We start from the raw sequence: 18,172 nt of genomic DNA, 5'->3' as shown, positions 1-18,172 counted from the left end.
GTCTCCAGAGTGATAAGGAACACAGGATTCCTGTATATGAAAATGGGCGTCACCATGTTCATTTCCCTGTACGCGACGCGCTTGGTCCTGAATGCCCTGGGAGTGGACGACTTCGGCATTTTCAACATGGTGGCGGGCGTGATTGCCATGCTGGCTTTTCTCAACGCCAGCATGGCGGCGGCTACCCAGCGCTTCATGAGCTATGCGGAGGGGGAAGGGGACCCGGAGAAACAGAAAATCGTGTTTAATATCAGCGTGGTGCTCCATCTTGCCATTGCCGTGATGGTCGGAATCCTGCTGTACGCTGCGGCCCCCATCCTGTTCGGGCATGTTCTCAATATTCCGGAGGACCGGGTTTTTGCCGCCAGGTGCGTTTACTGGGCCATGATCGCCAGCACCGTGTTCGGCATTCTGGGCGTTCCTTATGAAGCCGTGCTGAACGCCCATGAAAATATGCTGTATTTCGCCGTCATAGGCGTTCTGGAATCTTTCCTGAAGCTGGGAGCGGCCCTGCTTGTCGTTCATGTGCTGGCGGACAAGCTGGTTCTGTACGGGGTGTTGATGGCCGGGATTTCCATCCTTGCCATGACGGCCATGCTTGTTTATTGCCGCAGGAACTATGCGGAGTGCGTGATTGCGCCGCGGCGTTACTGGAAACGCGGCGTTTTCCGGGAAATGGGAAGCTTTGCAGGCTGGAATTTCACGGTTTCCGCCAGCAGCATGCTGTCGGAATACGGCGTCGGCATCGTCCTGAACCACTTTTTCGGCGTCGCCCTCAATGCGGCGCAGGCCGTCGCCCAGCAGATCAACGGGCAAACCATGGCTTTTTCCGGGACCATGCTGAAGGCCCTGAATCCGGTCATTTCAAAAAGCGAAGGGGCGGGCAACCGCGGCCTCATGCTGCGTGCCTCCCTGTCCGGCTGCAAATTCGCCTACCTGCTCATGGCGGTTTTCGCCATTCCGCTGATTCTGGAGGCTCCGGGGCTCCTGGGTCTCTGGCTTCATTCCGTCCCCGCCTGGGCGGTCCTGTTCTGCAGGCTCCAGCTTGCCAGAACCTTGCTGGAACAGCTTTTCCTCAGCCTGGGGTCCGCCATTTACGCGGAGGGGAACATCCGCCTGTACACGCTGGTGAAAACGGGGTCCGGAATTCTTTTCCTGGGCGCTACCTGGGGATTCTACCGCATGGGATGGTCTCCCTGCATGATGTATGTGGCCGCCATTCTTTTCGTAACCCTGCCGGGGGGGCTGCTGGCCCTTTCCATTTGCGTGCGGCGCCTGGGTCTCAGCCTGCGGGATTTTTCTTTCCGGGTGCTGGCGCCGTGCCTTGTTCCCAGCGCGGCTACGTTTGCCGCGGGCATCCTCCTGTGCCGGATTGATGCGTCGCTTTCTCCCGTTCCGGTATTGTTCCGCACCTGCTCGCTCCTGGCCGTCTTCCTCCTTTTCCTCTGGTTTTTTTCTCTGGACGGCAGGGAGCGCGGCACCCTTGTTTTTTTCCTGAAAAGCGCCTGGAGAAAAATTCAGTTTTCCAAATAATTCCATGAAATCCTATTCCATTCTCGTCAATACCTGTGATTCCTTTGAAGACTGCTGGGAGCCTTTTTTCAGGCTCTGGTCCCTTTATTGGCCCGATTGCCCCGCCCGCGTGTACCTGAATACGGAGTACAAGACCTATTCCGGTCCGGAAAAAAACGTCGTTTCCCTGAGGAGCTGCGCAGGCCGGATCATTCCGGGGCGCAGGAGGGCCACGTGGAGCGAATGCCTGAAATGGGCCCTGGAGGCCATGGAAACGGATACGGTGCTTTACATGCAGGAGGATTACTTCCTGACGGCGCCGGTGGACGGCGGGGCGGTGGAAAGATACGCGGCGCAGATGCGCGCCCATCCGGAAATTCCCTGCATCCAGTTGACGCCGGAGGGAATTCCGGTCCGCGAGCCTTCGCGGTATGAAGGCCTTTTCACCAGTGACCCGGATTATCCCTGGTACGCGTGCTGCCAGGGCTCCCTGTGGCGCAGGGAGGCGCTGCTTTCCCTGTTGAGGAAGGAAGAATCCGCATGGAAGTTCGAATGCTTCGGCAGCCGGAGGGCTAAGTATTCCCGCATGGAGTTTTTGACGGTGGACCCCTCCCTGTTTTCCCGGGAGGGGTACCAGATCATTCCCTACATTTTCACGGGCATCATCCACGGCAAATGGTACGGGCCGGTGGCGGAGCTGTTTGAACGGCACGGCATTTCCATGGATTTTTCCAGGAGGGGTTTTTTTGATCCGGAGGAAAAGCCCCCTTGCTCCGCAAGAATCAGGAATGCCGCCAGGAACTGGAAGACGTGGCGCAGCCGGCTGGAGCTCCGCTCCATGAAGCGCCGCTTCCTTCGGGAGGAGAATGCCTGCGGAGGTAATTAAACTTGTCCATGCCATGATTTCACTGATGCACCAGGGTTTGCATTTGCTGCGCCGCATGTTTGACCGCTGTTCCGGCAGGGAGGAACTGAGCCCCCCTTCCTGTGAACTGGACGCGGACGCGGCTTCCGCGATGATTGAGGACCTTCTCCGCTCCGGCCGTCCCGCCATGGTGGGGCGGTTTGGCTGCACGGAAATGTCCTGCCTGCATAATTATCTGGAAATTGGGAAGGCGGGCAGGAATCCGCTGGACTACATCACGGGCCGGAGGGGCCAGTGGTGGTGGAATAAAAACATCATGAGGCAGATGAGGGAGTGGTCCGGCTTTTTCCCGGCCGCGCCGGAGTATCTGGCCCGTTTCTGCGAGCTGATGCTGCGTGACATGATGGAACTGGATATCCTGGGAAGCTGGCTTCCGTACGAACGGGAAGTGATGCCCATGATCCGGGATGTTCCCCGCGTGCGCCTGCTGAATCTGGAGCCTTACTGGTCTTCCCGGCCATGGAGCAGGGCCCTGGAGGGAAGGAAGGTGCTGGTGGTCCATCCTTTCGCAGAAAGCATAACGCTCCAATACGAACGGAACCGGGAAAGGATTTTTGAAAACCCGGAGGTTCTTCCTTCCTTTTCCCTGGAGACGCTGGCCGCCGTCCAGAGCATGGGAGCGGGGCCGGACCGTTTTGCCGACTGGTTTGAAGCCCTGGCATGGATGGAGGGGGAGATGGACCGCCGGGATTACGACGTCTGCCTCATCGGGTGCGGGGCTTACGGCTTTCATCTGGCGGCCCATGCCAAGAGGAGGGGCAGGCAGGCCGTGCATCTCGGCGGGGCTCTCCAACTGCTGTTCGGCCTGCGGGGCAGGCGCTGGGAAGACCCGGCCTACGGGGCCGATCCCGGCGCTCCCAAACATGATTATTCCCGGCTTTTCAATGACGCGTGGGCGAGGCCGGGAAGAGAGGAGACGGTAGGCCACGCCAGCCGTGTGGAGGGGGGGTGCTACTGGTGAAAAACATGAACGCTCCGGAAAAAGGGATGAACGTGCTCTGGCTGTCCAATATCCTGTTTCCCGAACCGTGCCGGATGCTTGGGCTTCCGGAACCGGTTCTGGGAGGCTGGATGTACGCGGGAGCGCAGGAGCTGATGAAAGCCGCCCCGGATTTAAAGCTGGCCGCCGTCATGTTTTACCCGGGGCGCACCCTGCGCCGCCTGGACGGGGAGGCCATGACCTATTACCTGGTTCCCGCCCCTGCGGACATGGGGGTTTACAGGAAGGAACTGGAACCCTGTTTCCGGGAAATCAGGGATATATTCAGCCCGGACGTGGTCCATATCCGCGGTTCCGAATACCCGCACTCCCTGGCCTGGGTGCAGGCCTGCGGGGCGGAACGCACGGCCGTTTCCATCCAGGGGCTGTCTTCCGTCTGCGCCGGGTTCTATATGGGCGGCATTCCTGCCCGGGAACTCGTGAAATCCGTTACCTTCCGCGATCTGCTGCGCCGCGACACGCTTTTTGCCCAGCAGCGGAAGATCAAGGCGCGTGGAAAATACGAACGGGAGCTGTTCGGCAAGGTGCGCCATGTAATCGGATGTACCGCCTGGGACCGTTCCCACGCATGGGCCATGAACCCCGCGGCGCGGTACCATGTTCTCCAGCCCACGCTCAGGGAACCCTTTTACCGTCATGAATGGGATGCCGGAGCGTGCGAAAAGCATACGATTTTTCTCAGCCAGTCCCACTACCCCCTGAAAGGATTCCACAAGGTGGTGGAGGCTCTTCCCCTGGTTCTGCGGCATTATCCTGACGCCAGGGTGAAGGTGGTCGGACCGGACATCCTGTCAGTCCCTGCGTGGCGCAGGAACGGCTACGCCCGTTATTTGGGAAACCTGATGGAACGGCTTGGAGTCCGGGACCGCTTCCGCTGGCTGGGACGCCTGGACGCGGAGCAGATGTGCAGCCAATTCCGGAAAGCGCATGTATTCGTTTGCCCCTCCATGATTGAAAATGAGTCCAATTCACTGGGGGAAGCCCAGATGGTGGGCACTCCCTGCATCGCGGCTTATGCCGGGGGGATGATGGATTCCGTGTCCGACGGGGAAACGGGTTTCCTGTACCGGTTTGAAGAGACGGAAATGCTGGCCATGCTGGTGTGCCGCCTGTTCGGGGACATGGATCTGTGCAGGCGTATTTCCTTCCGCGGAAGGCAGGCCTCCCTGGCGAGCCATGACCGTTCCGCGAATGCGGAACAACTGAAACGCATCTACGGGAGCATTGCCGGAGACGCAGGGAACGGCACGGAGGAACATGAAGGAAAGGGAAGGGAGGGGGCCGCATGCAGCAATTGATTTACCTTGCCAGGAAAGCTGTGCTCCGCTGCTGGGCCGTCTGCCTGCATCCCCTTCACAATTGGTATGCCAGGTGGCTCCTGTATGCCGGCAATGCGGTTTACGGCCCCGGCCTCTGTTCGTTCGGAATTCCGGACGTCAGGATATCCAGGGGAAGCCGCCGCCGTTCCGTTCCGTGCCGCATAGGAAGGGAATTTACCATGCGGAACGGCCCCCACGGCGTCTCCCGTTCCTCCCAGCGCTGCCTGATTTCCGTGGACAGGGACGGCGTGCTGCGCATCGGCAACCGGGTGGGCATCAGCAATACCGTGATTATCTGCACGCGGTCGGTGACGATCGGAGACGATGTAAAGGCCGGATTCGGAGTCCACATCATGGATACGGATTTCCACGCGTTGGACCCGGAAGCCAGGCGGGGAGCGGAGGACAGGCTTCTGCGCCGGTCCGCTCCCGTCAGGATTGGGAACAACGTCTTCCTGGGTGCCGGAACCTTCATTTTGAAAGGCGTTTCCATCGGGGACAACGCCGTCGTGGGAGCCCGTTCCGTGGTGACGCGTTCCATCCCTTCCAATGAGGTGTGGGCCGGAAATCCGGCGCGCCGCATCCGCCGGGCGGAGGAGGGGAAAGCTTCTCCGGTGATGGAAAGGAGCGCGCATGCGTAATACGGCCCTTTCATGTCAGGCGAATGAAAGCCCGCCCCTTGATGGGAAATCCCGCCTTCCTTCAAGCATCCGGGTCGTGCTCCCCTTCATCATCCTGGTGAAGGCCATGATCATGTTGTCCATGTACTCGTCCGCCGCCGTCCTTCACCCGATTTGTACGGAACAGGCCATTTCCCTTTCCTCCGCCCTCCTGCTGGCGGTGTCCTTCGTCATCATGCGGAAGTATTTCCGGAGGGAGGACGCCCCCGTTTATCCCCTCTTTTCCATTTATTTCCTGTGGGTATTCATTTGCTGCCTGCGGGGCGTCTTCGCCGTGGACGGCTACTGGTCCGCGCGGGCCCTGGTGACGAATGCCCCCACGCTTTTCATTCCCGTGCTGGTTTACGTGTTCAGCCTGCCGGAGGTGACGCGGCAGGTCATGTCCGTCTGGTTCAAGGTGTTCATCCCCGTTTTTTTCCTGTTCATGTTCACCCTCAATCCGGACTTTTACGCCTCCCTGCTGAATCCCCTGCTGATGCTGGTGCCGTGGCTGCCCCTGCTGCCCCGGAAATGGAAGCTGGTGGTGCTGGTCATGGCATGCCTGATGGTGTGCGTCAGCATGGGAGCCAGGAGCCAGATTTTAAAGGCGCTGGTGGCTTTGTCCCTGCTGGCCGTCTATTGCGGCAGGGATTTGCTCAAGGACTGCTTTTACAGGATGATGCGGCACGCCCTGTTTTTAATTCCCTCCCTCTTTCTCGCCCTCGGGCTGGGCGGCGTCTTCAATGTCCTGGACATCGGCTCCTACGCCGGAGCGCCGGGAAGTTCCGTGGAGGACGACCTGCTGGCGGATTCCCGCAGCATCGTCTTTGAAGAGGTGGCCTCTTCCTCCCTGAAGGACGGCTGCATTTTGCTGGGGCGCACCCCGGCGCAGGGGTATGAAACCAGTTTCCAGATGTCCCAGGATGAGCGCCAGTCCTACCATGACCAGAAGCGCCGCGCCTGGTGCGAACCCGTCCTCCTCAATATTTTCGCCTGGACGGGGGTGGTTGGGCTCTTCCTTTACACGGGATTTTACTGGCAGGCCTCCTATCTGGCCATTTACCGCTCCAACAACCGCTGGATGAAATTGCTGGGAGTGTTCGTGGCCTTCCGCTGGCTCTGGGGATGGCTGGAGGATACCAACTTCAATCTGGATATCATGAACATCTCCCTGTGGATGATGATCGCCATGTGCTATTCCAGCCGTTTCCGGGCCATGACGGACGGCGAGCTTCATGAATGGGTGGAAAGCATCTTCCGCCGCCGTTCCTCCAACCCTCTCCCTTCCATACGCATTCCATGAAAACTGATGATACCTCCGGAAAAAAACTTGCGGTCCTGATGACGTGCCACAACCGCAGGGAAAAAACGCTCCGCTCCCTTGCCGCCCTGTTCTCCGCACTGCCGGAAGCGGAGCTGGACGCCTCCGTGCATTTGGTGGATGACGGTTCCTCCGACGGCACCGGAGACGCCGTGCGGCAGGCTTACCCCTCCGTTTCCGTCATCACGGGGGACGGAACCCTGTTCTGGAACCGGGGAATGAGGACGGCATGGGAGGACGCCCTGAAGAAGGATGCGGATTTCTACCTGTGGCTGAATGATGATACCATGCTGCATCCGTTTGCCGTAGGCCATCTATTGGAAGCCTGCCGCCAGATGGAACACGCCGCCGTCATCTGCGGCTCCACCTGCCATCCCGGCACGGATGACTGGACTTATGGAGGCACGGCGGGCGGGAAGCCCGTTATTCCGGATGGAACCCTGAGGGAGTGCGAATTATGCCACGGGAACATTCTGTGGGTGCCGCGGCGGGTGGTGGAGCGCATCGGCATTCTGGACGGGTTCTACCTGCACGCGCTGGGGGATTACGATTATTCCCGTACGGCGCGTGCCCGCGGAATAAAGCTGCGGGTGGCCCCCGCTTACATGGGGACTTGCGAACGGCATGACAAGGCCGTTGCCTGGACGGACCGGAAGGTGCCCCTGGCAGGCAGGCTCCGCAATTTGTATTCCCCGCTGGGGAATGCCCAGCCCAGGTATTACTTCCACTACGTCCGCAGGCACGACGGCCTGCTGGCCGCGTGCAAGGCCATGATCTGCATGCATGTACGAGTTTTTCTCCCCTTCTTATGGACAGCAACGAAATAGACTGGGTTTTCCAGACGGATGACGAAGAGGTGCTGGAGACGTACAGGACCCGTGACAATTACCTCATGGAGCGCACTCCGGAGGGGGATGATTCGCGGTGCGCCGTTTATTTCAGCAGCAACGACCTGTACTTTCCCAACAACCGCGCCCGGTTCCATGAACGGGTCACCCTCCGGAATACGTTTGAATGGTTCGGAACCAGGGTTCCGGGCTGCGGCAGGCACATCTTCATCCGCGACGTTTTCAAGCAATGGTACCTGGGCGGCATCAACAGCCGCCTGAACTCTCCGGAAAAGGTGCTGAAGTGGCTTGAAAACGAGACGAAAGGCTGCCGGGTAACGATGGTGGGCAGTTCCTCGGGAGGCTATGCCGCCGTTCTCTTCGGCTCCCTGCTGCATGCGGAACGCGTTTTCTCCTTCAACGGCCATTTTGACCTTGCGCCGGAAACGGAAATGGAAGATGCCGCCAGAATCAATCCCCTGCTGGTACGGTACGGGAACGACCCGGAACGGGCGCCTTTTTACCGCCTGGCCCCCTTTCTGCATGCGGGGACCCCCGTTTATTATTTCCATTCCCTGTTTTCTCCCATTGACCGCAGGCAAAGGGAGCTTCTGGGTGGCGGCCGGGGGGTGCACGTCATTCCCTTCCGTTCCCGCCGCCACGGAATCCCCTTCCTCAAATGCTGTTTAAGCCGCCTTTTCCAATATTCCAATGAAGAGCTGCTGGAGCTGTGCGGCACAGTTCAACACCCCTTGCGGTTTTCCCTCCGGTGTGCGGGCGTCCGGGAGACGGCCTCCGGGTTCTTCAGGCAAGCGCGGCAATATTACAGGAAAAGGCACTGAACCATGAACGGCAACAAACGGAAACTGATGGTCTTTCATCAATACCTGGCGCCTTACCGCATTGATTTTTTCAATGCACTGGCCCGGATTGGAGAGATGGAGGCGTTTTTTGAATATGAAAATTCTCCGGACCACCACTACAACAGGCGGGAAATGGAAGCCCGCTGCGCGTTCCGCCCCCAATACCTGCACCATGTCCGCGTGGCCGGGCGGCGCGTTCCTTCCGGCCTTGCGCGCATTCTGCGGCAGGGACGGCCCGATCTGGTGATCGTTCCGGAGTTTTCCATTCTGGCTCTGGAGGTATGCCTGCTGCGCGCGGTCTGCCGCTGGAAATTCAAAATCGTCAGCATCTGCGATGACAGCATGGACATGATCCGCGGAAATGAATTGTCCCGCATGCATGCGCTGGCGCGGAAGGCGGCGATGCCGGTGATGGATGATGTGATTCTCCCGGACATGGAGGCATGCCGCTGGTACCGGGAACATTATGGAAAGGGCGTCTTTTTTCCGATTGTCAGGGATGAACGGGCATTCCGGGAACAATGCCGGGAAGCGCTTTCCATGAGCCATTCCATGCAGCGGGAATACGGCCTGCACGGAAAACGGGTGGTCCTGTATGTGGGGCGCCTGGCCCCGGAGAAGAATCTGGAATGCCTGGTCAGGGCGGCTGCGGCCCTTCCGGAGGACGCCGTTCTGGTAATAGCGGGGTCGGGAAGCCTGGGACCGGAATTGCAGGATTTGGCCGTCCGGCTGGAGGTCAGCGCCATTTTTACCGGCTGGCTGGAAGGCGAGCGTCTGGCGGCCTGGTACAATCTGGCCGACGTCTTTGTCCTGCCCAGCCTGGTGGAACCGTTTGGGGCGGTTGTCAATGATGCGCTGGCCGCCGGGTGCTTCTGCCTGGTTTCCGGGCGCTGCGGCTCCGCCTGCCTGGTCCGCCGGGGCTGGAACGGGGAATTGTTCGATCCGGAAGATGAAAAGGGGCTGGCCTCTCTTCTCCGGAAAACCTGCCTGGACCGCGGCGGCAGTCCGTCCCCTCCGCGCCTGAAAGAATGCCTGATGCCTGCGGGATTCCGGGAATACGTCAACCATCTCATGGAACATATTGTATGATGAATGCTTCCGCCAATGCCGCCCCGGGCAGGTCCCGGCCAATCCTGTTCCTGCGTTCCCTGGCTAACGGAGTGCGCAGTTTCATACGGTTCCGCCTGCTTCAACGCTGGGTCACCGTGGAGGGAATGACCAGGATAGGAAGGCATGTGCATCTGAATTCCCCGCACAAACGGATCATTTTCGGGAACAGGGTGCAATTGGGGCCGCACTGCCATGTTTCCTGCGATATACGCTTTGGAAACAGCGTGTTGTGCGCCGCCCGCGTTTCATTCATCGGAAAAAGGGACCATTCCTTTAACAGGCCCGGTTGCGCCATATGGGATTCTCCCCGGAACTGGGAGGACGGCATGACGGTCATCGGCAGCGACGTGTGGATTGGCCATGGAGCCGTCATTCTGGGCGGCGTTTGCGTGGGAGACGGGGCCATTGTAGCGGCAGGCGCCGTCGTGACCGGAGACGTGCCGCCCATGACCGTGGTGGGCGGCAATCCGGCCCGGGTCATCCGCCGCCGCTTTGCCGCCCCGGAGGAGGAGGAAAGGCACCGGAACTACCTTGATTCCATCAAATAGACAGACCATGATGCAAATCCTGATTAACGCTTATGCCGTCAACCCGGACTGGGGCAGCGAACCCGGCATGGGGTGGAACTGGGTCATCCACCTGGCCATGCACTGCAAGGTGCATGTGATTACGGAAGGGGAATGGAGGGAGAACATAGAACGGGAGCTCGCCCGCCTTCCCCAGGCCGGCAACATCGTGTTCCATTATCTTCCCGTGCCGGAAAAGGTTCGCCGGATGTGCTGGAACCAGGGGGACTGGCGTTTTTACTACCATTACAGGAAATGGCAAAAGAGGGCTCTCTGCCTGGCGCGTCAAATCATGAGGGATAACCGTATTGATCTGATCCACCAGCTGAACATGATAGGGTTCAGGGAACCGGGCCTGCTTTGGAAAATCAAGGGTGTGCCCTATGTGTGGGGGCCGGTGGGAGGCATGGAAAACGTGCCTGCCGCCTATGCACGCTGTGCGGGATGGAGGCAGCGCCTGTTCGTGCGGGTGAAAAATGCCCTTAATTCCTTCCAGTCAAGATGGCAGCCCCATGTACGGCGGGCGGTCGCCAGGTCCTCCGTCCTTGTTGCCGCGGTGGAAGGCGTGAAAAACAGAATGGAAGAAGTTTATGGGAAACAGGCCGTGGTGATTAATGAAACCGGCTGCAGGCCCAATCTCTCCGGGGGGCGCCTGCTGGATAAAAAGAAAGAATTCAGCCTTTTGTGGGTGGGCAAGGCGGATTTCCGGAAACAGCTTCATCTGGCTGTTTCCACGCTTGCCCTGCTGAAGGACTGTGAGGGATTGCGTCTCCATATATGTGGCGTGAAATCTTCCGAAGAGGGGGGACGGTTTATGAAACAGGCTGAAAATCTGGGAGTTTCTCATATGTGCATATGGCATGGAATTGTTCCCAATGCGGAAATTCTGTCCATGATGTGGCAGAGCGATCTCTTTTTCTTTACCAGCATTATGGAGGCGACCTCTACCGTGATCGCGGAATCCTTGATGGCCCGGCTGCCTGTGCTGTGTTTTGACACATGCGGAATGAGCACCGTTATCGATGACTCCGTCGGGTGCAAAATTCCTTTGTCAAATCCCGGAAGGTCCGCCCGGGACTTTGCGGAACGCATCCGTTTCTTTTTCCATCACAGGCAGGTCCTGCGGGAGATGGATGGAGCTTTTCTCGCCAGGCAGAGGGAGCTGGACTGGAACTGCAAGGCGGAAAGGATGGCCGGCATTTACCGTGAAGTTTTGAAGGCCAGTCAACATTGACCATGAGTGAAAACCGTATGGAGACCTATTTCAACATCAGATACGAATTTGACCGTGAACGCGTTTTCCGGCGCATGGACGAAGTGCTCCGTTCCGGGGGCGCCGGATACATCTGCGTGGCGGACGGCCATGTGCTTTCCGAGGTACAGCGCAACCGGGAATACCGGAATGTGCTGAATGGAGCGCTCCTGACCATTTGCGACAGCGGCTGGGTGCCCGTCTACCTGAAATGGCTGCTGCATGCGGACAGGCCCCAATACTGCGGCGCCCAGATTTTCAGCGACGCCATCGGCATGAAAAAATACAGAATGATGTTCCTGGGAGGCAGCCGCGAGACGCTGGATGCCCTGCGCCGGACCCTGGAACGGGAAGATCCCCGCGTGAAGCACATGCCTTTTCAGGAATTGCCGTTCTGCCCTGTGGATGAATTTGACTACGCGGCTATTGCCGGGCGAATCAATGAATACCAGCCGGACATCGTCTGGGTTTCACTGGGCGCTCCCAAGCAGGAAATATTCATGAACAGGCTGTGCCCCCACCTTCAACGGGGGGTTATGGTGGCCGTGGGAGCCGTCTTTAACTTCGCCTCCGGGCGGAATATCAGAAGGGCCCCTGCCTGGATGGTGGACTGCAGGCTGGAATTTCTCTACCGCATTTTCAGTGAACCCCGCAAGCAAATGAAACGCTGCTGGAAAATAATCTCTGTTCTGCCCTGGATTTTTATCCGTGAAAAACAACGGCAAAAGGCGGCCAGTCCGGCTGCCGCCTCCGGAATGGGAGGAAAGACGCCCTCTCTTCCCTGCACGCTGGTCTCATGTTTCGGCCGGCTTCCCGGCAACATGGGGGACCTGCTGGCGGCCTGGGGCAGGGAAGAAGGCAGGAAATTCGTCATTGTGAGCGACGATGCCGGGTTCTGGAACCTGCCCTCCAACGCCAGCCTGGTGCCGATGGCTTTTTGCGAACTCCAGTGCCTGGTAAGGAAAAAACTGGGAAGACGGCATCAAATTAACGTTCCGGAGGACCTCCCGCTGCTTCTGCCGCAATATCCGGTTCTCTTTGAGGACTATGTGGAAGGGAACCGGGAATTGGAAACAATGGCTCTGGAATGGGAGGAGGGGTTCTCCCATTCAGCGGTTTCCGCCGCTCCGGTTTAATCTTTACCCCTCTCCATACAGCAACATCCACACCTTAATACATTTCAACGATGGCTACCAAAATATTCGTCTCCGGTTTTTACGATATCATTCATGCCGGGCATATCCAGTTCTTCCGTGAAGCGCGTTCGCTGGGGGATTTCCTCATCGTCTCCTTCGCTTCAGAGCAGGTGCTCTGGAAAAGCAAGCGCAGAAAACCATCCATTCCGGACGGCCATAAAAAAGTAATTCTGGAAAGCCTGTGCATGGTGGACAAGGTGGTCTGCGGAGAACATCTGGAGCCTGGAATGGATTTTGAACACGTTTTCCTGAAAGAACGGCCTGATATCCTGGCTGTTACGGAAGATGACTGTTACGGCGACCTTAAAAGGGAACTGTGCGCAAGAATTGGAGCGCGGTATGTAGTGCTTCCCAAAACGCCTCCCTGTTCCGAACAGATTTCCACCACCCAGTTGGTGAACAGAATCAAGGCCCCGCTTAGCGTTCCCCTGCGCGTGGACTTTGCGGGGGGCTGGCTGGACGTTCCCAGGCATGCGCGGCAGGGGGCGTACATTGTCAACTGTGCCATCAGTCCGTTTGTATCCCTGGACCACTGGCCCTATGAACTCCGGTCCGGACTGGGAGGCAGCGGAGCCTGGGCCATGCTGCAGGGCAGGGACTCCGTCCAGTCGGAACTTGCCCTGGGGGTTGGCTGGCAGGATCCGGCCGTGATTGCGGAAACGGGGCTGTGCGTCTGGCGTTCCGGCGCCGTCCCCGTGCTGGACATCAAGAGCACCGGTGACTTTCTGGCCGGGAAAATGGCGGTCTTCCACACCGGGCATGACCATGATACGCCGGGAATGGCTGACGGGTGCAGGGACTATGCCCGCATCGCCCAGTCTTCCCTGATTGCCCGTGCCGGAGTGATGGAGCGCAGCATTCATGAACTGGCTGCCGGAGTGGCGCTGTACCATAGCGTGCAGCTCCAGGAGGGGATGGCTCCCCTTCCAACACTGGGGGAAGAACTGGCGAAGAAATACCTGGGAGGCGGGTTCGGGGGATATGCCCTGTACCTGTTCGCTTCCCGGGAGGACAGGGATGAGGCGGTGCGTCTTCATGACGGCATGAGGGCTGTGGAGCCGTATTGCAAAAGCCCCTTCTGATTTTTTTTGCTGGAATGAAAATGTCCATGGTTGAAGAATACTCTCCGGACAGGAAGCCGGAAAAGGAGCAGGCCTTCCGTTCGGAGGATGTTCCCGGAACGCCGCCGAGGGAATGCTGGCTTGACCTGGGCAGGGTGGTTGGCCTGTTCTTCATCGTCCTTTTTCATGCTGCGGGAAACGGTGTGGAATTCCCTCTCTTCTTCCAGCGGGTGCCCTTTCTGTTCATGGCGGCGGCCTACTTTGTGGGACGCAGGAAAATATTCGACTGGCGCCATTCCCCATGCAGGTACGTTTTATTTTATCTGGCATGGAACGGGGCGGCTTTTCTGGAAGCGTTCTTCAGGCATTGGATTTATTTAAGTCTGGGCCATTCAAGCACGTGGGACTGGAGCAGCCTGCCCTGGAAGCTGACGGGAGTGGGAACCACCTTTCCCTATGACGGCCCCCTGTGGTTCCTGAAATACGTGATGGCGCTGAGCATGCTCTCTCCGCTTTTATTCGCCCTCGGAAAAAGAAAGCTGCTGATTCCCGCGACGATTGCCGTTCTCTTCTCCGTGGTGCTGTTTCCGGAGCTCAACGCGTTGTTTTCCGACCCTCCCCGCGTTCCGTGGGCGGACTCCCTGGCCTTTTTCATGCTGGGGTTCTGCCTTTCCTCCCTGACGCTGGGAGAGATTAAGCTGTTCCTGAAAAAAACAGGTTATATTTCCCTTCCCGTGTGGGCGGCAATAGCGTGGATGAACCATTGCGGCGTCATCTCCACGGAAACCCTGCACACCCTGCCTTGCTGGATTCCAGGGATTCTGGGATTGGGCTCCCTGTGCGTTCTGCTGACGGAAAAGACGTTCTTTCTTAACATCGCGCGGGCATGCGCTCCCCTCTTCTTCTTCATTTATGCCATTCATTGCCTGATCCTGCCCTACTTGATGCCGCTCCTGTCAAAAATCCTTCTTGAGGGAATCACTTCCGCCATGGTTGCGACGGTTCTGATATTTGCAGGAGCATTCTTTCTTCACCGATGGGTGGTCCGGCATTACCCCGGCTGGGAATACCTGATCTTTGCCCAAAAGCAGAAAAAACCGCCGATTGACGGAAAGGAAAAAGAGAAGTTTGCCGTCGGCACCCTCCGCTCCGCCTCCATGAATGAACCCCGTCTTTAGCGGTCTTCTGTTTTTCCTGCGCCTTCTGATCGGGAAAATGGGAACCTGCATGCTTGAGAAGCCATCATCTTTTCAGATGAGCCTTTATTGATGCTCTTTTTCCAATTTCTCCTCCACCGCGCTCAATATCCATTCCTCCACGGACAAGCCTTTCTTGACGGCCCGCTTTACAACGTCATTCAGAATGGAGTTTTTCATTCGAACGGCAATTTGAGATTCCAATTCCGAAGGGTATCCGGCATTCATCAAATGGCGTAATGAAGCCTGCACGTTCCTGGGGATTTTTTGACGGGCAAACCAGTTGTGAATCACCGTCGTTTGGACACCAAGAGCCCTGGCGATTTCAGCCCGGCTGATGGAATGTTCATTGAGCCACTGGCCTAGTTTCCTGGTGTCCACATAATCCGCTTGAGGCTGGGAATTGCTCGTAAACATGCGAAGAAATTATCAAATAGAATCCTGTGCATAGGAAGAAAGAGCTTGTATGATTCGCATTTGTTATGTTAATAACTCGCAAATATTGATTATTGCGAATTGCAACAGGAAAGAGATGAAAGAATATTATTGTTAACAGAGTATTCTCAAAATCCAACTAAAAGAAAAACCCTTATTGATTTTAAAAAGATGACTGCCTTTATTCAACTTCGCGTCCTGTTGCTCTGTAGCTTGCTGGGTTATCCGGCTGTTGCGCATGGAAAGGGAAAGGAAGGCGTATCCGTCACGGTGCCGGAACAGGCTTCCCGGGAAAAGCTGGTGGATATGGCGGTCAAGGTAAGGCCCTCCGGCCGCCAACTGGATTACCAGCAGCGGGAAATGCTGGGCTTCATCCATTTCGGCATGAACACGTTTACCGGAGTGGAATGGGGAACCGGAAAGGAGGAGCCTGGAATGTTCAATCCTTCCCGGCTGGACGCTCGTTCCTGGGTAAAAACGTTTAAGGATGCCGGCGTAACGGGAGTGATCTTTGTAGCGAAGCATCATGACGGGTTCTGCATGTGGCCCACCAAATGGACGGATCACAATATTTCCCGTTCTCCTTACAAGGGAGGAAAGGGAGACCTGGTCAGGGAAGTCTCCGCGGCCTGCCGGGAACTGGGCATGAAATTCTGCATCTACCTTTCCCCGTGGGACATGCATGAAAAAAGCTTTGGGACGGAAAAGTACAATGATTTCTACGTCAAGCAACTGGAAGAGCTGCTGACCAATTACGGCCCGGTTTATCTTTTATGGTTTGACGGCGCCGGGGTGGATAGCAAAGTCAACGGGAAACAGACTCCCTTCGACTGGGAGAGGATCTTTAAAAAGGCCAGGGAATTGCAGCCGGAAGTTCTTCTTTCCGGGGCGGCTCCCGATGTTCGGTGGGGCGGGAACGAGATGGGGCGCGGGCGGGAAACGGAATGGTGCGTCCAGGGGGTTACGGCTTCGTCACGCCTGTTTGGCGGAAATAATGTGGGGATTCGGGCTAAAGACAGGAATCTGGGTTCCATTGACAGCCTGGCGGGGAAAAAGCAGCTCGTCTGGTACCCTTCACGGGCAGGCCTTCCCATCCGCAAAGGCTGGTTTTACCATGAGCGCGACGACAAATCCATCAAGTCCCTTGATTACCTGGTGGACTGTTATTTTTCAACGGTCGGGCAAAACTCCAATGTTCTTCCCAATCTCTCTCCCAATAAGGAAGGAATCATTCCGGAAGCGGACGCCAGGAGGATGATTCAATTCGGACGGGTGATTGAAAAGATGAAAAAAAACGACTTGGCCAAGGGAGCACGGGCGAAAGCCCTTTCCGGGTGGTCCGGAAATCCGGACTCCGGACTCTTGTTTGACAACAACCCTTTTACAGGCTGGGCCACTGCCGATGGCACAACCCGGGCGGAGGTTGAAATCCAGCTGCCCGGAAAGAAAGAATTCAACGTCATCAAGCTTCAGGAAAATGTCCGTGACTACGGCCAGCGTGTGGAGCGCTTTGCCGTGGATGCGTGGCTGGACGGCCAATGGAAACCCTTGGCTGAAAGTACCACCATCGGATTCCGTAAAATGATCAGGTTGCCGAAGGCGGTGAAGGCTGATCAATTGAGGATACGCTTTCTGGATTCCCGAAAATCCATTTCATTCAGCAATTTCTCGTTGTATTACCTGGCTCCTTTCTCAACGGAGGACAACCTGGAAGCCGTCCGGAAACTGGACAGGAAGGAATGGAAAATAACCGTTGCCGGGGAAAACCTTCCCGCAGCCCAGTTGGAGCGGCTGAAAGACGGAAAAACGGATACTTATGTGGAAATTGGCCTGCCTCCCCAGGGATGCGACATTATTATTGATACGGGAAAAGTGCAGAAAATTGCCGGGTTGATATATACGCCTGTGATGGAGGGAGGCCCGGGCCATATTGAAATGTATGATATCCGTCTCAGCAGGGACGGCAAAACATGGGGAAAGCCGGTGGCTTCCGGCCGTTTCGGCAATATCGTCAACAACCCGGTGGAACAGGAGGTCAATTTTGTTCCCGTTGAAGCTAGATTCGTCAAATTCAGTGCTAAAAAAGGTGCCGAGGGAGCACGTAAAGCGGCTATAGCTGAACTGGATTTGCTTTAATATCACTCACTGGATTTCTTCCGTGAAAGTCACGGGAAAGATCAAATAAACGCTTGAGACTTGGTGCGTATCTGCTTCCTCCTCTCTTCGGTTAACGGAGGGAAGAGCTTCTCATTTCCTCAATACATCCGCGTGCAGTACTGATAAAATCAGTATCAATGTACCGCACTTTCAAGAAAACAAAAACCGCAAGCGTTCTATTTCAAACGCTTGCGGTTGTTTTGAGATGGTGGAGGCGACGGGAGTCGAACCCGTGTCCTGAAGGCCGTTGATGCCGGCATCTCCATGTTCAGACGCATATTGCTGCTTTCGCGGCCGCTTCGTCATGCGCCAACTTGGCAAGCTCGCTAGTTGCCTGTGGAAGTCTCGTGCGCTGCGCGGCAACCCCGCATTGCACCAGCCTGCTGAATATTCGTCGTCCCCTCTAGCAGGCGTTGAGGTTCTGACGCGGCTGAACTAATTAGGCAGCCAGAGCAAGGTCGTTAGACTCTGCATTTATTTTTTTAATCGGCTTTTTAGAAGGCCAGCCGATTAACCTTCACATGCAGCCAGCACCTCAGACTTCCAGTCGAAACCATGGCGCCCCCATATGTATTTACCGGTAGAGACAAAAAATCCCGCCATGATGTTCAGGCAGGAGTGATTTTATTTACCGATGATGATGCAAGTGGCACGCCCGTAGGGATTCGAACCCCAAACCTTCTGATCCGTAGTCAGACGCTCTATCCAATTGAGCTACGGGCGCTTTGACTTGCGTCGTGTACCGCGTAAGCGGTGAAAGAAATATAGGTTTT

The 18,172-nt window shown here is 57.0% G+C and carries 15 protein-coding genes, 1 tRNA gene, 1 other RNA gene and 1 pseudogene; 15 read left to right on the top strand and 3 right to left on the bottom strand.

All coding sequences use genetic code 11. The annotated features are described in order from the left end of the window. Window positions 1-36: 36 nt before the first annotated feature. The 14 genes and pseudogenes from CXU21_RS03365 to CXU21_RS03300 all read left to right on the top strand — a co-directional run bounded on the left by CXU21_RS03365 (window position 37) and on the right by CXU21_RS03300 (window position 14,789). Window positions 37-1,533: a hypothetical protein gene (locus CXU21_RS03365; RefSeq protein ID WP_102725052.1), complete on the top strand. Its 1,497-nt coding sequence runs from the start codon at window positions 37-39 to the stop codon at window positions 1,531-1,533. A gap of 4 nt (window positions 1,534-1,537) precedes the next feature. Then, window positions 1,538-2,398 carry a hypothetical protein gene (locus tag CXU21_RS03360; RefSeq protein ID WP_102725051.1) on the top strand — a complete coding sequence of 287 codons (861 nt, stop codon included), beginning with the start codon at window positions 1,538-1,540 and terminating at the stop codon, window positions 2,396-2,398. Window positions 2,399-2,411: 13 nt separating this feature from the next. Next, window positions 2,412-3,398 (top strand): hypothetical protein, encoded by a 987-nt coding sequence (locus tag CXU21_RS03355; RefSeq protein ID WP_102725050.1) that lies wholly within the window; start codon window positions 2,412-2,414, stop codon window positions 3,396-3,398. Between the two features lie 5 nt (window positions 3,399-3,403). Further along, window positions 3,404-4,735, top strand: coding sequence for a glycosyltransferase family 4 protein (locus tag CXU21_RS03350; protein ID WP_022396778.1), 1,332 nt, complete (start codon window positions 3,404-3,406; stop codon window positions 4,733-4,735). Then, a complete protein-coding gene (locus CXU21_RS03345; RefSeq protein ID WP_102725049.1) occupies window positions 4,723-5,397 on the top strand; it encodes an acyltransferase in 675 nt (224 codons plus the stop codon). The genes CXU21_RS03350 and CXU21_RS03345 overlap by 13 nt, the downstream gene beginning before the upstream one ends. Window positions 5,398-5,473: 76 nt before the next feature. Next, window positions 5,474-6,718 (top strand): hypothetical protein, encoded by a 1,245-nt coding sequence (locus tag CXU21_RS03340; RefSeq protein WP_180972606.1) that lies wholly within the window; start codon window positions 5,474-5,476, stop codon window positions 6,716-6,718. Beyond that, window positions 6,715-7,563, top strand: a complete 849-nt coding sequence (locus CXU21_RS03335) for a glycosyltransferase family 2 protein (protein ID WP_180972605.1) — start codon at window positions 6,715-6,717, stop codon at window positions 7,561-7,563. The genes CXU21_RS03340 and CXU21_RS03335 overlap by 4 nt, the downstream gene beginning before the upstream one ends. Next, window positions 7,545-8,405 (top strand): hypothetical protein, encoded by an 861-nt coding sequence (locus CXU21_RS03330; protein WP_102725046.1) that lies wholly within the window; start codon window positions 7,545-7,547, stop codon window positions 8,403-8,405. The genes CXU21_RS03335 and CXU21_RS03330 overlap by 19 nt, the downstream gene beginning before the upstream one ends. A 3-nt stretch (window positions 8,406-8,408) precedes the next feature. Beyond that, window positions 8,409-9,515, top strand: coding sequence for a glycosyltransferase family 4 protein (locus CXU21_RS03325; protein ID WP_102725045.1), 1,107 nt, complete (start codon window positions 8,409-8,411; stop codon window positions 9,513-9,515). Window positions 9,516-9,859: 344 nt separating this feature from the next. Next, window positions 9,860-10,030 (top strand): annotated as a pseudogene (locus CXU21_RS12660) (DapH/DapD/GlmU-related protein); the annotation flags it as partial. A 61-nt stretch (window positions 10,031-10,091) separates the two neighbouring features. Next, a complete protein-coding gene (locus CXU21_RS03315) occupies window positions 10,092-11,336 on the top strand; it encodes a glycosyltransferase family 4 protein (RefSeq protein WP_102725043.1) in 1,245 nt (414 codons plus the stop codon). Window positions 11,337-11,338: 2 nt separating this feature from the next. Then, window positions 11,339-12,490 carry a WecB/TagA/CpsF family glycosyltransferase gene (locus tag CXU21_RS03310; protein ID WP_219723153.1) on the top strand — a complete coding sequence of 384 codons (1,152 nt, stop codon included), beginning with the start codon at window positions 11,339-11,341 and terminating at the stop codon, window positions 12,488-12,490. 50 nt (window positions 12,491-12,540) lie between these two features. Next, window positions 12,541-13,632: an adenylyltransferase/cytidyltransferase family protein gene (locus CXU21_RS03305; RefSeq protein WP_102713984.1), complete on the top strand. Its 1,092-nt coding sequence runs from the start codon at window positions 12,541-12,543 to the stop codon at window positions 13,630-13,632. Window positions 13,633-13,658: 26 nt separating this feature from the next. After that, window positions 13,659-14,789: an acyltransferase family protein gene (locus CXU21_RS03300; RefSeq protein WP_180972604.1), complete on the top strand. Its 1,131-nt coding sequence runs from the start codon at window positions 13,659-13,661 to the stop codon at window positions 14,787-14,789. Between the two features lie 84 nt (window positions 14,790-14,873). Here CXU21_RS03300 and CXU21_RS03295 read toward each other — a convergent pair whose 3' ends face one another. Beyond that, entirely contained in the window at window positions 14,874-15,224 is a 351-nt protein-coding gene (locus tag CXU21_RS03295) for a hypothetical protein (RefSeq protein ID WP_102725041.1), read from the bottom strand. A gap of 189 nt (window positions 15,225-15,413) precedes the next feature. Here CXU21_RS03295 and CXU21_RS03290 point away from each other — a divergent pair, with 189 nt between their 5' ends. After that, on the top strand, window positions 15,414-17,378 hold the full coding sequence (locus CXU21_RS03290; RefSeq protein WP_102725040.1) for an alpha-L-fucosidase: 1,965 nt from the start codon (window positions 15,414-15,416) through the stop codon (window positions 17,376-17,378). Window positions 17,379-17,605: 227 nt separating this feature from the next. Here the strand turns inward: CXU21_RS03290 and ssrA are convergent. Beyond that, window positions 17,606-17,965: a transfer-messenger RNA gene (gene ssrA / locus CXU21_RS03285) on the bottom strand. Window positions 17,966-18,046: 81 nt separating this feature from the next. Further along, window positions 18,047-18,123, bottom strand: a tRNA-Arg gene (locus CXU21_RS03280). Between the last annotated feature and the right edge of the window lie 49 nt (window positions 18,124-18,172).

It is taken from the genome of Akkermansia muciniphila (assembly GCF_002884975.1).
Taxonomy (GTDB): domain Bacteria; phylum Verrucomicrobiota; class Verrucomicrobiia; order Verrucomicrobiales; family Akkermansiaceae; genus Akkermansia; species Akkermansia muciniphila_C.
This window is presented reverse-complemented; position numbering and strand designations above follow the sequence as displayed.

Coding starts and splice junctions, on each gene's coding strand:
- CXU21_RS03310 (WP_219723153.1), top strand. CDS start 11,339: ATGAGTGAAAACCGTATGGAGACCTATTTCAACATCAGATACGAATTT.
- CXU21_RS03360 (WP_102725051.1), top strand. CDS start 1,538: ATGAAATCCTATTCCATTCTCGTCAATACCTGTGATTCCTTTGAAGAC.
- CXU21_RS03355 (WP_102725050.1), top strand. CDS start 2,412: ATGATTTCACTGATGCACCAGGGTTTGCATTTGCTGCGCCGCATGTTT.
- CXU21_RS03290 (WP_102725040.1), top strand. CDS start 15,414: ATGACTGCCTTTATTCAACTTCGCGTCCTGTTGCTCTGTAGCTTGCTG.
- CXU21_RS03295 (WP_102725041.1), bottom strand. CDS start 15,224: ATGTTTACGAGCAATTCCCAGCCTCAAGCGGATTATGTGGACACCAGG.
- CXU21_RS03305 (WP_102713984.1), top strand. CDS start 12,541: ATGGCTACCAAAATATTCGTCTCCGGTTTTTACGATATCATTCATGCC.
- CXU21_RS03330 (WP_102725046.1), top strand. CDS start 7,545: ATGGACAGCAACGAAATAGACTGGGTTTTCCAGACGGATGACGAAGAG.
- CXU21_RS03315 (WP_102725043.1), top strand. CDS start 10,092: ATGATGCAAATCCTGATTAACGCTTATGCCGTCAACCCGGACTGGGGC.
- CXU21_RS03335 (WP_180972605.1), top strand. CDS start 6,715: ATGAAAACTGATGATACCTCCGGAAAAAAACTTGCGGTCCTGATGACG.
- CXU21_RS03350 (WP_022396778.1), top strand. CDS start 3,404: ATGAACGCTCCGGAAAAAGGGATGAACGTGCTCTGGCTGTCCAATATC.
- CXU21_RS03325 (WP_102725045.1), top strand. CDS start 8,409: ATGAACGGCAACAAACGGAAACTGATGGTCTTTCATCAATACCTGGCG.
- CXU21_RS03345 (WP_102725049.1), top strand. CDS start 4,723: ATGCAGCAATTGATTTACCTTGCCAGGAAAGCTGTGCTCCGCTGCTGG.
- CXU21_RS03300 (WP_180972604.1), top strand. CDS start 13,659: ATGGTTGAAGAATACTCTCCGGACAGGAAGCCGGAAAAGGAGCAGGCC.
- CXU21_RS03365 (WP_102725052.1), top strand. CDS start 37: ATGAAAATGGGCGTCACCATGTTCATTTCCCTGTACGCGACGCGCTTG.